This window comes from Mesorhizobium sp. WSM4819 (genome assembly GCF_055811215.1).
Genome location: NZ_JBVVQO010000007.1, coordinates 168,330 through 182,269, shown reverse-complemented (window position 1 = coordinate 182,269; position 13,940 = coordinate 168,330). Strand labels below are relative to the sequence as shown.

The 13,940-nt window shown below is 61.8% G+C and carries 16 protein-coding genes; 10 read left to right on the top strand and 6 right to left on the bottom strand.

Going from position 1 to position 13,940, the window contains the following annotated elements; translation table 11 throughout:
- Positions 1-15 precede the first annotated feature (15 nt).
- The 8 genes from AC0L18_RS09465 (at position 16) to AC0L18_RS09430 (ending at position 5,252) form a co-directional block, all read left to right on the top strand.
- Positions 16-492, top strand: a complete 477-nt coding sequence (locus tag AC0L18_RS09465; protein ID WP_473491800.1) for an RT0821/Lpp0805 family surface protein — start codon at positions 16-18, stop codon at positions 490-492.
- Between the two features lie 97 nt (positions 493-589).
- Positions 590-1,510, top strand: a complete 921-nt coding sequence (locus tag AC0L18_RS09460; protein ID WP_473491799.1) for a DnaJ C-terminal domain-containing protein — start codon at positions 590-592, stop codon at positions 1,508-1,510.
- A 349-nt stretch (positions 1,511-1,859) separates the two neighbouring features.
- Positions 1,860-2,189: a hypothetical protein gene (locus AC0L18_RS09455; protein WP_473491797.1), complete on the top strand. Its 330-nt coding sequence runs from the start codon at positions 1,860-1,862 to the stop codon at positions 2,187-2,189.
- On the top strand, positions 2,186-2,608 hold the full coding sequence (locus AC0L18_RS09450) for a hypothetical protein (RefSeq protein ID WP_473491796.1): 423 nt from the start codon (positions 2,186-2,188) through the stop codon (positions 2,606-2,608). The genes AC0L18_RS09455 and AC0L18_RS09450 overlap by 4 nt, the downstream gene beginning before the upstream one ends.
- Before the next feature lie 168 nt (positions 2,609-2,776).
- Positions 2,777-3,493 carry a DUF1194 domain-containing protein gene (locus AC0L18_RS09445; RefSeq protein ID WP_473491794.1) on the top strand — a complete coding sequence of 239 codons (717 nt, stop codon included), beginning with the start codon at positions 2,777-2,779 and terminating at the stop codon, positions 3,491-3,493.
- Positions 3,462-3,569, top strand: coding sequence for a hypothetical protein (locus tag AC0L18_RS09440; protein WP_473491793.1), 108 nt, complete (start codon positions 3,462-3,464; stop codon positions 3,567-3,569). The genes AC0L18_RS09445 and AC0L18_RS09440 overlap by 32 nt, the downstream gene beginning before the upstream one ends.
- 222 nt (positions 3,570-3,791) lie before the next feature.
- Positions 3,792-4,610 (top strand): enoyl-ACP reductase FabI, encoded by an 819-nt coding sequence (fabI, locus tag AC0L18_RS09435; protein ID WP_128179857.1) that lies wholly within the window; start codon positions 3,792-3,794, stop codon positions 4,608-4,610.
- Between the two features lie 54 nt (positions 4,611-4,664).
- On the top strand, positions 4,665-5,252 hold the full coding sequence (locus AC0L18_RS09430) for a histidine phosphatase family protein (protein ID WP_473491792.1): 588 nt from the start codon (positions 4,665-4,667) through the stop codon (positions 5,250-5,252).
- Between the two features lie 37 nt (positions 5,253-5,289).
- Here the strand turns inward: AC0L18_RS09430 and AC0L18_RS09425 are convergent, their stop codons facing one another.
- The 5 genes from AC0L18_RS09425 to AC0L18_RS09405 all read right to left on the bottom strand — a co-directional run bounded on the left by AC0L18_RS09425 (position 5,290) and on the right by AC0L18_RS09405 (position 10,008).
- Positions 5,290-6,072 carry an anti-sigma factor family protein gene (locus AC0L18_RS09425; RefSeq protein ID WP_473491790.1) on the bottom strand — a complete coding sequence of 261 codons (783 nt, stop codon included), beginning with the start codon at positions 6,070-6,072 and terminating at the stop codon, positions 5,290-5,292.
- A complete protein-coding gene (locus AC0L18_RS09420; RefSeq protein ID WP_473491789.1) occupies positions 6,050-6,688 on the bottom strand; it encodes an RNA polymerase sigma factor in 639 nt (212 codons plus the stop codon). Before AC0L18_RS09420 ends, AC0L18_RS09425 begins: the two co-directional genes overlap by 23 nt.
- Positions 6,689-6,832: 144 nt before the next feature.
- Positions 6,833-7,507 carry a response regulator transcription factor gene (locus AC0L18_RS09415; RefSeq protein ID WP_023799350.1) on the bottom strand — a complete coding sequence of 225 codons (675 nt, stop codon included), beginning with the start codon at positions 7,505-7,507 and terminating at the stop codon, positions 6,833-6,835.
- A 128-nt stretch (positions 7,508-7,635) separates the two neighbouring features.
- Positions 7,636-9,237: a sensor histidine kinase gene (locus tag AC0L18_RS09410; protein ID WP_473491787.1), complete on the bottom strand. Its 1,602-nt coding sequence runs from the start codon at positions 9,235-9,237 to the stop codon at positions 7,636-7,638.
- A gap of 507 nt (positions 9,238-9,744) precedes the next feature.
- Positions 9,745-10,008, bottom strand: a complete 264-nt coding sequence (locus AC0L18_RS09405) for a DUF1344 domain-containing protein (RefSeq protein ID WP_031254973.1) — start codon at positions 10,006-10,008, stop codon at positions 9,745-9,747.
- Between the two features lie 290 nt (positions 10,009-10,298).
- Here AC0L18_RS09405 and aroC point away from each other — a divergent pair, with 290 nt between their 5' ends.
- Both aroC and ribB read left to right on the top strand, forming a co-directional pair.
- The gene (aroC, locus tag AC0L18_RS09400) at positions 10,299-11,399 is read left to right on the top strand and encodes a chorismate synthase (RefSeq protein ID WP_473491786.1); all 1,101 of its coding nucleotides are present in this window, start codon (positions 10,299-10,301) and stop codon (positions 11,397-11,399) included.
- A 123-nt stretch (positions 11,400-11,522) separates the two neighbouring features.
- A complete protein-coding gene (gene ribB, locus AC0L18_RS09395; protein ID WP_473491784.1) occupies positions 11,523-12,623 on the top strand; it encodes a 3,4-dihydroxy-2-butanone-4-phosphate synthase in 1,101 nt (366 codons plus the stop codon).
- A gap of 60 nt (positions 12,624-12,683) precedes the next feature.
- Here the strand turns inward: ribB and AC0L18_RS09390 are convergent, their stop codons facing one another.
- Entirely contained in the window at positions 12,684-13,904 is a 1,221-nt protein-coding gene (locus AC0L18_RS09390; protein ID WP_473491782.1) for an MFS transporter, read from the bottom strand.
- Positions 13,905-13,940: the final 36 nt, after the last annotated feature.

Here is a 13,940-nt window from a genome sequence, read left to right as displayed (position 1 = left end):
GGGGGAGATTGCCGATTGTCGCGCATCGCGCAACTTTTTGACAGCAGGCAATGGCGCCTTATTGCTTCGGCCAGGGCCCAGGCTGCGGTCAAGGCGGCCGCGATTGTGCTGGTCGCCTTGCCGCTTGCCGCCTGCGGTGCCGGCGGCTTCAGTTTGGAGCAGGCGGAGGTCGACCGTACGATCCTGACCAGCAGCACGCCTGCCTCTGCCTTGCCGATCGACCAGGATCGCGCCTCGGACCAGGCGACGATCCGCAACGCGGTGTCTTCAGCCGATATCCAGGAACTTGGCGGGCAGGCCGTTCCGTGGGCGAATTCCGATACCGGTTCGCGCGGCTCGATCACCGAACTGGTGGAGTCCAGGGACAACGGCCAGCTTTGCCGCCGCTTCACCGCCTCACGCGAAAGCTTCGACGGCGTCGCCCTGTTCAAGGGTGAGGTGTGCCTGGCCGGCGCCGGCGCCTGGCGGATGCAGGACTTCAAAGCGCTCTGATTTTCCGCCATCATATGACCGCGCTACTGGAATTTCTTCCTATGCGAGCGCATATAGATGGCAATCGTGGACTCACTCCTTCTCCGGGACAGGAAGCATGCGCGACCCCTATGAGGTGCTGGGCGTTGCCAAGAACGCATCGGCCAAGGACATAAAATCGGCGTACCGCAAACTCGCCAAGGAGTATCATCCGGACCAGAATCCGGATCCCAAGGCGAAGGAGCGGTTTGCCGCGGCCAACCAGGCTTACGAGATCGTTGGCGACGAGAAGAACCGTGCGGCTTTCGATCGCGGCGAGATCGATGCCGAGGGCAAGCCGCGCTTTCAAGGCTTCGAGGGCGCCGCCGGCGGCGCCGATCCGTTCGCCGGTTTTCGCCGGCAGCAAGGGCCGGGCGGCTCGCGTTTCGAGTTTCGCTCAGGCCGTCCGAGCGGCGATCCGTTCGACGGCAGCAGCGACATCTTCAGCCAGATTTTCGGCGAGACTTTCTCTCGCGGCGCCGGCATGGGTGCCGGCCGGCAGGCGCCGTCCGGCGCCGACCTGAACGTGACGCTCGACATCACCATCGAAGAAGCGGCGACTGCCGAGAAGGTAACGGCGATGTTTCCCGACGGGCGCAAGGTCGCCGTCAAGCTTCCAGCCTATGTCGAGGACGGCCAGACCATCCGGCTGAAAGGACAGGGTGAGCAAGGGCCGGGGCAACCGGGCGATGCGCTGGTCAAGATCCGCTTCCGGCGGCATCCGCGCTACCGTGTCGAAGGCCGCGACCTCCACGCCGACCTGCCGATTGCGCTGGCGGATGCCGTGCTCGGTGCCAAGGTGGCGGTCGAAACGCCGACCGGCAAGGTTGCAGTCAATGTTCCCGCCTGGTCGAGCTCGGACAAGGTCCTGCGGCTGAAGGGCAGGGGCCTGCCGGAAAAAGTCGGCGGTCACGGCGATCTCTACGCGCATGTGCGGCTGATGCTGCCTGAGGGTGGCGACAGCGATCTCGAAGCGTTGATGCGCAACCACAAACGCTAGCCTGGCGCGTCAACGGCGCGCGCCGCAAACGCTCCTGTCTCTCACCTGTCCGTCTTTTTCGACTGCAGGGCTCAGCCGCATTCCGCGACATCGCTCGATGGCGAACGCCCGCCCGCAACGTGGCCGGCTTGCGCCAGGCGGGTCAATCGCTCGTCGCCGAGAGCGTTTTCTTTTGCTCGGGCGGAATAAACCCGCGGCCGCCCCGTTTTCCATGCCATGCCGGACCGAACTCAGCCGGGCGGGCTGAACGTCGACGGGCGGTCCAGGAGCACGTCCCGCCGCAATCTGGACCTCTTGGTCGACTAACGAAATTGCCGTCAAACGAATAGCAACGAAGGAGCGCGTCGGATTGCTGGGTCATGCGTTATCGAGTTTGGAAAATGCGTTCGGGGAAATCCGGGCGATGTATCGAAACGACAGGCTCAGCAGGGTTTTCGCGCTGATAGTGATATGCCTGAATATCCTCGTCATCATCGTTCCATTCGCGATCGAGGCGCTTCGATCTGTTGGAATTTCACACTATGATCTGCCAGCGCGTCTCAACATCAGCAGGGATGGATCGCTGCCCGAGATGTTCAACTACGGGCAGGCCGCGCTTTGCGCCCTGTTTCTGTTCGGCGTCTGGCTTCGAACCAGGGAGCATATATTTCTTGCCTGGTCCCTGATTTCAGTTTTGTGACGCTCGACGACGCCACCCGTTTCCATGAGCGCGGCGGCCTGCTGCTGGCAGCGACATTCGACCTCGTTTCGCTGCCGGGCATGCGGGCTCGCGACACCGGGGAAATCATCACCTGGTCGGCGGTCGCGCTCGGCCTGCTGGCGCCGCTGTTGTGGTCATTCTGGCAAAGCAGACCGAGGCAACAAGCCCTCGGATCGGTGTTTTTGCTGCTGTTCGCGTGTCTTGTGGGTTTTGCCGTGGTGGTTGACATGCTGCACTTCCTGACGGGCTCGAAGCTCGTTGGCTACGCGGAAGACGGCGGCGAGATGCTGTCGATTGCCGTCGCCTGTTGCTGTGCGTTCATCCTCTACCGCGGGCTGGGGCGTGATGCGGATCTTCACGCAATGGATCCGAGCCTGCCATTCTCAAAGCGGACATAACCGAATTGCGGAAACGGCCGCGCGAACAGGAGGAATAAGTTTGGCTCCGGCCCGTTACCCCCGGGATCATTCCGGGATGAGCCAATGCTGTCGCACCTGTTTCCGTCCGTTCCAACGCGCTGGTTCCGGCGTCGTTCAGAACACCAGGAGGTGAAGTCGAAGCCTGCCATGCCGGCGAAACCTTGCCGCTGGCGCGCCCTTCACCTCGCCCTGCCACTGATGGTCTTCCTGTGCGGCGCTTCGCCAGCGGCCAACGCGGTCGTGCCGGGTACCGACGCCAATGTCGTCACAGCAATCGACGTATCGGACTCGATCGGCCGATATGAGGAATGGCTCCAGCAGGCCGGGCTCGTGCGGGCGCTCGTCCACCCCGACTTCCTGCGCGCCGCCACCGCCGGCCCGCGGCGTCGGATCGGGTTCGCCGTCTTCACATGGTCAAGCGATGGCAAGTTCGACCTGTTGGTGCCCTGGACCGTCATCGGCTCGGCCGAGGACGCCGCGCGCGTGTCTCAGGCGCTCGCTTCGGTGACGCTCATCGACCAAACCCATTACGGAGGCGGCGATATGGAGCAGGACGGCGACGCTGATCCCGCGGCGATGCACGATCGTCTGACAGACATGTCGGAGGCGATCGACTTTGCTTCGCTCCTGTTGACGTCATCGCCGCACGCGACGGATCGCGCGGTCATGAACATCTGCGCCAACGGAACCGACAATTTCGCGGGCGGAACAGAATCCTCGCAAGACGCGGCGCTGGCGCAAGGTTTTACCATCAACGGATGTCCTGGCGCAGGATGCGGAACTTGCGCAATATTTCCACTCCAGCGTGATCGGCGGTCCGGGAGCGTTCGCCATGGACATCTCGGATGCGAAAGACGCCGGTGAATTCATGACAAGGAAACTTGTTCGCGACCTGTTGGCGTCCGCGCCGGCAGATGCGCCTCGTTTCAGGATCGAGTGACCGCTTCGATGCACAACTACACTTGCAGAACTGCTGCACGACATGGCGTGGCGTCTTTCGTCAATTCTCGCTTGAGCGCGCCACAAGCGCTTCGCCCAGGCAATCGATACTCAGGTCGGAAGGTCAGCCGGGCGGGCACTGTCCGTTTTGAGCGCTTGAAGGGGCTCTGTGCCTGTGCGATAGCCACTTCACGAAGCACCAAATCTTGCGGAGAGCGCTCACATGGCGGGTGGACAAGGCATTATGGCCGGCAAGCGCGGGCTTGTCCTTGGCGTCGCGAACAATCGGTCGATCGCCTATGGCATCGCCAAGGCCTGCGTCGACCATGGCGCCGAAATCGCGCTGACCTATCAGGGCGAGGCGTTCAAGAAGCGCGTCGAGCCGCTGGCGGCGGAACTCAACGCCCATGTCGCCGGCCATTGCGATGTGACCGATCCGACAACGCTCGATGCGGTATTCGACGACATCGCCAAGCGTTGGGGCAAGCTCGATTTCCTCGTCCACGCCATCGCCTTTTCCGACAAGGACGAGCTGACAGGCCGCTATGTCGAGACGACGCGCGACAATTTCCTGCGCACGATGGACATTTCGGTGTTTTCCTTCACCACCATCGCCAAGCGCGCCGAGGCGCTGATGACCGATGGCGGCTCGCTGCTGACGTTGACTTATTACGGTGCGGAAAAAGTGATGCCGCACTACAACGTCATGGGTGTTGCCAAGGCAGCGCTCGAAGCCAGCGTGCGCTATCTGGCCGTCGACCTCGGCGCCAAGAAAATCCGCGTCAACGCCATCTCCGCCGGTCCGATCAAGACGCTGGCAGCCTCCGGTATCGGCGATTTTCGCTACATCTTGAAGTGGAACGAATACAATTCGCCGCTAAAGCAGACGGTGACGCAAGAGGAGGTCGGCGATTCAGCGGTCTATTTCCTTTCAAACCTTTCACGCGGCGTCACTGGCGAGATCCACCATGTCGATTCCGGCTACCATGTCGTCGGCATGAAGGCGGTCGACGCGCCTGATATTTCGACGGTCAAGGAATAGACCCGCCTGGAATATACCCTCCCGCCTGCTCTCGGCCGCTCTCCGGATGACCTGATGTATCCGCTCGTCTACATCGCGCGCCATGGCCAGACGGTGTGGAACGCCGAGTCCCGGCTGCAAGGACAGGCCGACACCGATCTCAACCCGCTCGGCCGCGAGCAGGCGACCGGCAATGGCCGTCGGCTGGCGGAACTCGTTCAAAACCCCGAAGATTTCGATTTTGTCGCCAGCCCGATGCGGCGAACGCGTGAGACCATGGAACGCATTCGCATGGCGATGGGACTCGATCCCCAAGCTTACCGCTCCGATCCCCGCCTTGTCGAAATGAGCTTCGGCGACTGGCAGGGTTTCACCTTTCCCGAACTCGAGGCCCGGCATCTCGGCTCGGCCAGGGAGAGGCGCCTCGACAAGTGGAATTTCCTGCCGCCCGGCGAGGGCGCCGAAAGCTATCAAATGCTGCTCGAACGGGTAAAGCCGTGGTTCGACGCGCTGGACCGCCGGACGGTCTGCGTGACCCATGGCGGCGTCGTGCGCGTCCTGTTCCGCATGGTGCTGGGGATGCCCGAGAAAGAAGCCGCCAGGCTGAATGTGCCGCACGATCGCTTGCTCAGGCTGGAGGGCCGAAGCCTGGCCTGGCTCTAATGCATGTCGCCCAAAAGCATGCCCACGGGCCCGCCTTCTACGGGCCCAACGATCTCAATGCCGCCGCCTCGTCTTCCCGTGACAGAGGCTCATGCGCTCCGGTTGCCGCGAGATAGGAATCGAGCGCTTCCGTAGACGAGGCCGGTGCATATCCGCCATCGCGTGCGGGCGCAACGACGGCAAAACTCACCGCCCAACCATGATCCGAGTGGCACGCCACGGATATGACGGTCGAGCGGTTGGCGGAATCGATTTCGAATTCGCGGCACAAGGAACCCGTTCCATCGCGAAACGTGGCTACGGCACGGATCCTGTCGGTGGAGCCTGCCAGCACGGTTTCTTCGCCGGACGCCACCTGCCCGAGCGCCTCTGAAAGAGGGCTGTCCTGCCCTGCCACCTCAAGTCCATGCGGCTGGTTTGGGATGCCAAGCCCAAAAAAATATCCGCCGAACCCAAAAGCGACTGCAACCAGCGAAGCAGCCAGCGGCATGATCCAGGATCCCTGGGGGCGCGGCATTGCCTGATTGTGCCTCGCCCTGAAGGCAACGACACGCGCGGCCTCGCTGGCGTGCGATGGAACGCTGCGCCGCCTGGCCTCGTCGATCATTCGCTGCACGGACTGGCTGAGCCGGTCGGGAACGGGTTCATCGAGAACCGGCATTAGTGCCTCTTTGACCTGAATGCGGGTTTTTAGGAACAGCGCGACCCGGCTGGCGATATCCGGCTGCATGGCTTTCTCGATGGCTGCGGCAGTCGCGTCGTCAAGTTCGCCGTCTGCAAAGGCCATGAGCGTTTCTTCAGCAAACTCGCGTCTGATCATTTCTGTTCTCGCCCTTCATGACCGGTGAACGTGGCAAGCCGGGATTTATTCCGACTGCCTCGGCGAGATTCTTTCTGGCGCGCGCCAGCCGGCTCATCACCGTTCCGATCGGGATCCCGAGAACGCCGGACGCCTCCCTGTAGGAAAGGTCCTCGACGCAGACCAGGAGAATGATTTCGCGCTGATCGTCCGGCAGATCGGTGATCTCCTGGGCAACGCTGTTCAGGGTAAAGCGTGCTTCGACATCTCGCTCGCCACAGGCGCCGACGAGGTCCTGCCGTTGCTCGATGTCCTCCTGCGGCCCGGCCGTGCGCTGCCTTCTGATGTGGTCAATCCATAAATTTCGCAGGATCCGGAACAACCACGCATCAAAACGGGTTCCAGGTTCAAAGCGCTCGGTGTTGGCAAGCGCGCGTTCGCAAGCCGCTTGCACCAGATCGTCGGCAAGATCGCGGGAACGGCAAAGGGAAATCGCAAAACGGCGCAGGTTCGGAAGAAATGCAACAAGCTGCTTTCCGAATTGATCAGTCTCAATCACGTCGAAGTTTCCGGTTTCTTGAGGACCAGGCGAAGTCAGCCGCCTCCGCACGCATTCGGGGTGGGTCGGTATCTTCATAAGGCAGCATATGACCACGGCGCTAAACCAGCGTGGGAGTCCGGCTAGATTTCGGAAAGGCCAGGATTAGACTATGGCAAGCATCAGGTTAGAGCTTGGTGAGAGAACTGCCTATTTCCTGAAAACGAAGGTGACCCGCTGGCTTCAGGCCGATATCACGTAGCCGAAGCCCCGCACGGTTTTTATGAGCGGCTTTTCGTCCACGCTTTCGATCTTGCTGCGAAGGTAGCGAATGTAGACATCGACCACCTTCGTTTCCGGGTCGAAGCTCAGATCCCAAACATTGTTGAGCAGCCGGGTTCTGCTGATCACAGCGCCGGAGTGCGACATCAGATACGCGAGAAGCCTGAATTCCTTGGCCGTAAGGCTGATCTCGCGTTCGCCGCGCCAGACCTTCTTGCCGACCGGATCAAGCGCCAGATCGCCAACCCTGAGGACTGGGTCCGTGCCTGTGCTGGAGCCGCGGCGAAGCAGCGCCTCCATGCGCGCGATCAGCTCGTCGAAGGCGAAAGGTTTGGTCAGGTAGTCGTCGGCGCCCCCCTTCAGCCCTTCGACCTTGTCCTGCAGGCTGTCTCTGGCCGTGAGCATCAGGACAAGATGCTGGTGCTGCTCGCGCCGCAGCATGCGACATACTTCGAGGCCGTCGATTCCTGGAAGCATTCGGTCGAGAACGATCAGCGCATATGGCGTCTCCCGTACCATCGCCAGCGCATCCCCGCCACTGTCGGTCACGTCGACAACGTAACCCTCGGCTTCGAGCCCTCGCTTGATGAAGCCGACGATGCGATCGTCGTCCTCTACCAGCAGAATCCTTGACATTTACACCACCTTCTCCCCGGGGTCGTATTGCGGGGAGTCAGAGAATTCCCCGCCTCGCGGTGGGCGTGGTCATTCCGCCAAGCTCCCGCCTCAACAATCGTAATCCATGAAACGAAGGAGGTCGTTGTTTATTCCGAGCCGGTTTTTGCACGCAGCCTCTTTTTCAGAACGACTACGGCGGCACCTGCGTTCGCATCCGCAGACGCGGTTGTGTCGGCGTGTGGAAGCCGGACCACGACCTCGGTGAAAGACCCGACCTCGCTCGTGAGCGCAATCTCGCCACGATGCTTTTCGATGAGCCATTTCGCGATCGCCAGACCGAGACCACTGCCAAGTTGGCGCGACGCCCTTGGGCTTCGGCCACGGTAAAATCGCTCGAACACCTTGGGTATTTCCTCGGCCGGAATGCCCAAACCCTTGTCGCGTATCGCAATCTCTGCATGCCCGTCCATAACGGTCATGCTCAAGTTCACCGAGCGATCGCGCGGAGAATATTTTATGGCATTGTCCAGAATTATCACGAGAGCCTGTTTGAGCCGCTGCGCGTCGGCTGTGATCCAGACCGGACGGGTGCTGTAGGCCGCCTTGATCGAGATGCCCTTGGCGCGCCCCAGGATTTCGCCCTCATGGACCGCATCGGCAACGATGGTAACGAGGTCCGTTCGGCGGGGCTCGAAGCGTATTGTATCGGTTTCCGAACGAGAAAGAAAAACTAGATCGTCGACGAGGCGTCCCATCTCCAGGCTCTGAGTGACAATCCGTTCGAGCGCATCGCGGTACACTGCCTCTGGCTTTGAGCCATGGCGCAGCGGAATTTCCGCTTCACCGCGAAGCGCCGTCAGTGGAGTGCGCAGTTCATGGCTGATGTCGGCGAGGAACTGGACGCGCAACCGGTCGAGCTCCGTCAACCGCTGGTTCGCCGCGGCAAGCTCGGCGGTCCGTGCGGCAACTTGCTGCTCGAGTTCTGCTTTGGCATTGAGCAGCCGGTCGCGCTGGTCTTGCTGATGCGTGGCCATTTCGTTGAACCGCTTGGCGAGCGCACCAAGTTCGTCGCGGCCATCGAACGCGATCCGGTGGTCGAGATCGCCACGACTGATCGCCTCCGTGCCTTCGGTCAGCAGGCTGATCGGGCGCATCAATGATCGGGCGAGAAGGAAAGCAGCGACAAAGCAGAGAACCACAGCAGCCAATGCAAGCGCGGCCGTCATCCAGGTCAGGCGTCGCCACAGTGCTTCTGCCTGCAGTTCGGTTCGCACAACCTCCTCCTCTTCGTCGCGCCGCGCGGCTTCCAGGATGTTTTCGAACTCGGCGTCGAAACGATTCTCGATGTCCCGGCGAAAAATCCTGACCGCGTCCTCCTGGCGCCCCTGGTTGCGAAGATTGATTGCGTCCGACGTGGCTTTGGCGATTTCTCCGTAGAGCGTGCGCATCCGCGTGATGCGGAAGATCTCGTCACCGCCTTCCTCCTGTTTGCTGCTGCCCAGGAGAAACTCGGCTTCTCCCCTGGTCAGTTCCGCGAGCTTTTCGAATCCCGCCTCAAGTTCGGCGCGGGCGCTCTCGTAGTCGGGACGCTCCGGTTCGCCAATTAACAGGAACTCGGCGATCTGCTCAGAATATCGGTTGGCGTTGACCGTAAGCGCGGTGACGGCTTCCAGTTGGTTGTTGGCCCATTGCACGCGCTGTGTGTAGTAGGTTGTCGAGCGAATGGTGATGTAGACGATAGCCGCCATAATCACGACTGCCCCCACGACAATGAGCTGAAATACAAGAATGCGAGACCTGATGCCCATCGGTGTCCATCGGCGTTGAGAACCCGAAACCGATCGGATTCAAGAATACCCCCTTCGCGGCAGAGAAGGCCACCGTGCAGGATGGCTCGCGCAGATCGGCGCAACATTGCCGCGACGCCGTTTCAGCACGGAGCAACCATAGAGGACCCGCTATTAAGGATACGAGAGATTCAGGTTAGAATTTGGTGAGAATGCAGTCCTGCCGTCCGAATTTAGCGGCTTCACCCCGTGAGAGGCTAAGTCCAGCCGGACGCCGCAAGCCGAGGCAAGACTGGGCTGCCGGGTTTCATCGGGCGCAGAGTTGAAGACCGTCGCGGATGATTTGGGGGTCACTTACGAAACCGCCAGGAATCACCTGAAAGCCGTCTTCGTAAACCGAGACCCATCGCGGCCGGAACTGGTCGCGTTGCTCGCGAGAATAGCCAGCACCGCCCAGACTGAATGAGTCTATTCGGTTGAATCGCTATCCGGCAATTGCATGTCGGTGATGATGTTCTCGCCGTTTGTCTCGTCGTAGGCAATCACGATGTCCATGCCGGGTTTCAGCGCTTCGAGATCGGTTTCGGCGTTCAGCTTGTAGGATTTGCCGTCGTCGAGTGTCAGCGTCAACGTCTCCTTGTCGATCTCTTTGATCAGGCCTTCGGTCTGGCCGGCGAAGGCGGCGGTGGAAATCAGCAACATGGCGGCAACGGCGCCGATCGGGATACGCATCATCGTCCTCTTATCATTGCGCCGGCTTGGTGGCGGCGGGTGTTCAACAGACGGTGTTCAACAGACGGGTCGAGGGAAGCAGAAACCAACCGAATGTGTCAAAACTAAATCCGCCAGATCACAGTTTGACCGCTGCGGAAAACGCCAATAGAACGCAGCTACGGCGCCGCGCGTCCTAACGCAGAAACGACGCTGTGGCACTTTTGTTTTTGCGCATGATCCTTCCCGAAAATCGCTCCGATTTTCGGGGTCATGCGCTAAGCCGGCTCGGTGCCGGCAGGGCTGGTTTCATGTCTCACAATACGTTTGGCCATCTTTTCCGTGTCACCACCTGGGGCGAAAGCCATGGCCCAGCGCTCGGCTGCGTCGTCGACGGCTGTCCGCCCGGCCTCCGCTTCACGCGCGCCGAGGTCCAGGCCGAACTCGACAAGCGCCGCCCGGGTCAATCGCGTTTTGTGACGCAGCGTCGCGAACCCGACGAGGTCAAGATCCTGTCCGGCTTCATCCTGGATGACGACGGCGAGACCATGATCACCACCGGCACGCCGGTGTCGATGCTGATCGAGAATGTCGACCAGCGCTCCAAGGACTATGGCGAAATCGCCCGCCAGTACCGGCCTGGTCATGCCGATTACACCTACGATGCCAAATACGGCCTGCGCGACTATCGCGGCGGCGGCCGTTCTTCGGCGCGCGAGACAGCGGCGCGGGTCGCGGCCGGAGCCTTGGCCCGCAAGGTCGTGCCCGGCATGATCGTGCGCGGCGCAATGGTGTCGATGGGGGAAAAATCGATCGACCGCGCCAACTGGAACTGGAATTTCGTTGGCGACGCCGAAAATCCATTCTTCACGCCCGATCCGGCATCGGTCGCCGTCTTCACCGCATATCTTGACGGCATCCGCAAGGCGGGTTCCTCGGTCGGCGCGGTAATCGAGATCGTCGCCGACGGCGTTCCGGCAGGCCTGGGCGCACCGATCTACGCCAAGCTCGACCAGGACATTGCCTCGGGCTTGATGTCGATCAATGCCGTCAAGGGTGTCGAGATCGGCAACGGCTTCGAGGCCGCCCGCATCACCGGCGAAGAAAATGCCGACGAGATGCGTATCGGCAATGACGGCAAGCCGGTCTTCCTGTCCAACAATGCCGGCGGCATCCTCGGCGGCATCTCCACCGGCCAGGCGATCGTCGCGCGCTTCGCCGTCAAGCCGACCTCGTCGATCCTGACCCCGCGAAAGTCGATCGACAAGGACGGCAACGACGTCGAGATCATGACTAAGGGCCGGCACGATCCGTGCGTCGGCATCCGCGCCGTGCCGATCGGCGAGGCGATGGTTGCCTGCGCAATCGCCGATCACTATCTGCGTCATCGGGGACAAACGGGAAGGCAGTAGGGCAGTAGGGCAGTAGGGCAGTAGGTTACGTGACCCGCCGAGACGCCAAACTTTTTCCTTTTCCTTACTGCCCTACTGCCCTACTGCCTTACTCCCCTGTTATCGCGAGCGAAGCGAGCGTCCATGCCTTACGACCAGAAGAAGATCGTCGAAGCCCTGCGCGCCTTCGAACGCGGCGAGATTGTCGTCGTCATGGACGATGACGGGCGCGAGAACGAGGGCGACCTGATCGTCGCCGCCGTCCATTGCACGCCGGAAAAGATGGCGTTCATCGTCCGCAATACCTCTGGTATCGTCTGCACGCCGATGCCGCGCGACGAGGCCAAGCGCCTCAACCTGTCGCCGATGGTCGCCGACAATGACTCGGCCCACACCACCGCCTTCACCGTCAGCGTCGATTTCAAGCACGGCACCACGACGGGCATTTCGGCCGACGACCGCACATTGACCGTGCGCAACCTTGCCAACGGCAATGTCGGCGCCTCCGATTTCGTCCGCCCCGGCCACATCTTTCCGCTGATTGCGCGCGAAGGCGGTGTGCTGATGCGTTCGGGCCATACAGAGGCTGCGGTCGATTTGTGCAAGCTTGCCGGCCTGCCGCCGGTCGGTGTCATTTCTGAGCTGGTCAATGATGACGGCACCGTGATGCGCGGCCTGCAGGTGCAGGCCTTCGCAGAAAGGAACGGTTTGAAGCAGATTTCGGTCGCCGACCTCATCGCCTATCGCCAGCGTAAGGAAACGCTGGTCGAGCGTGTCGCCTGTTCGGAGATCGATACGCCCGGCGGCAAGGCGCAGGTGTTCACCTACACGCTGCCCTGGGATTCCATGCACCATGTGGCGATCGTCTTCGGCGACATCCGCGACGGCGAGGAGGTGCCCGTGCGACTGCATTCCGAGGATGTTGTGACTGACGTTTTCGGCACCGGCCACAGGCTGGACGGCATCATGAAATCGATGGGCGAGCGCCGGCGCGGCGTCATCGTCTATCTGCGCGAAGGTTCCGTCGGCGTCGCCCATCAGGAGCGCAACCGGCCGGCTGCCGGCGACCGCGAGGACCATGAAGAGGCGCGCCGCCGCGAAAGCGAATGGCGCGAGATCGGCCTGGGCGCGCAAATCTTGAAGGATCTGGGCATTTCCTCGATCAACCTGATCGCCTCGCGCGAACGCCACTATGTCGGCCTCGAAGGCTTTGGCATCCATATCGCCAAGACCGAAATTCTTTAGGGCTGGTTTAGCGGATCGCCGGCATGCGTCCGGTCCCGCTTGGCACCGGACGCATGGAGACTATTCGGCAGGAACCGCGGCGGCGTCGCGCGCGGGGATGTCAGAATCCGTGGCAAGGCTGCGCTGGCCGGCGAGCACGGTGACCAGCGCGACAGTGCCCGCCGCCACCGACACCAGGAAGCCGCTCTGTGCACCGAAGGCGTCCACCACCCATCCGGCGGCAAAGGAGCCGAGCGCCATGCCGATGCCAATGCCGGTCATGACCCAGGTCACGCCCTCGGTAAGCATCGCCTCCGGCACGCGCCGCTCGATCAGGCCGAATGCCGTGATAAAGGTCGGCGAGATCGCCACACCGCTAACGAAGACAGCCAGCGCCAGAAGCGGCACCGTGTCTGCGACAAGCAACGGCAGCGTGGTGAGCGCGATGATGGCGATCGCGATGGCAAGCTGAATTTGCAGCGGTGTTTTCAGGTTCAGAGCGCCAAGGACGATGCCGACGACGAACGATCCGAGGGCATAGACGCCGATGACGAGGCTGGCGGCGCCCGGCTGGCCGAGCTCCTTGGTGATCGCCACGGTGCTCACCTCGGTGGTCGCGAAGGTCGCGCCGATGAAGATCAGGGCCAAGGTGATGATTTGGACCGGCCGCAGGCGGATTGCCGATCCGCGCGAACCCTGGTCGACCGGTCGCACGCGCGGCTCGGTCGAGCGCTGCAGGATGAGGGCTGTCGAGCCGAAGGCGAGGAACAATGTGCTCGCCAGCATTCCCGCTTCCGGGAAAAGCGCGACACTCAGGCCGACCGACAGCGAAGCCCCGGCGATGTAGACCAGCTCGTCCGCCGCCGATTCGAAGGCGAACGCCGTGTTTATCTCGGGGCGATCCCGGAAGAGCTCTGTCCAGCGCGCGCGCACCATCGCTGGGATGCTGGGCATAGCGGCGGCCAGCAGCGCTGATACGAACAGTGTCCATATCGGCAAGTCCTGATTGGCCGCCGCAATCAGCACCACGAAAGCGAGCACGGAAATGACAGTGGTGGGCGCCACAATCCGCGCCTGGCCGAGGCGGTCCACCAGTCGCGATATCTGCGGCGCGACAAAAGCATTGGCCAGCGCATATGTCGCGGAGACGGCGCCGGCCAGCCAGTACTCGCCGTGCGTCTGCGACAGCATCGCGACGATTCCGATCGGAGCCATGGCCATCGGCATCCGGGCGACGAAGCCGGCTGCAGCGAAGCCCTTGGCTCCCCTTGCCTTGAATATTTCGCGATAAGGATTGGGCATGGGAACACTCCTGGATTTTTGAGGCCGAGCCACTTA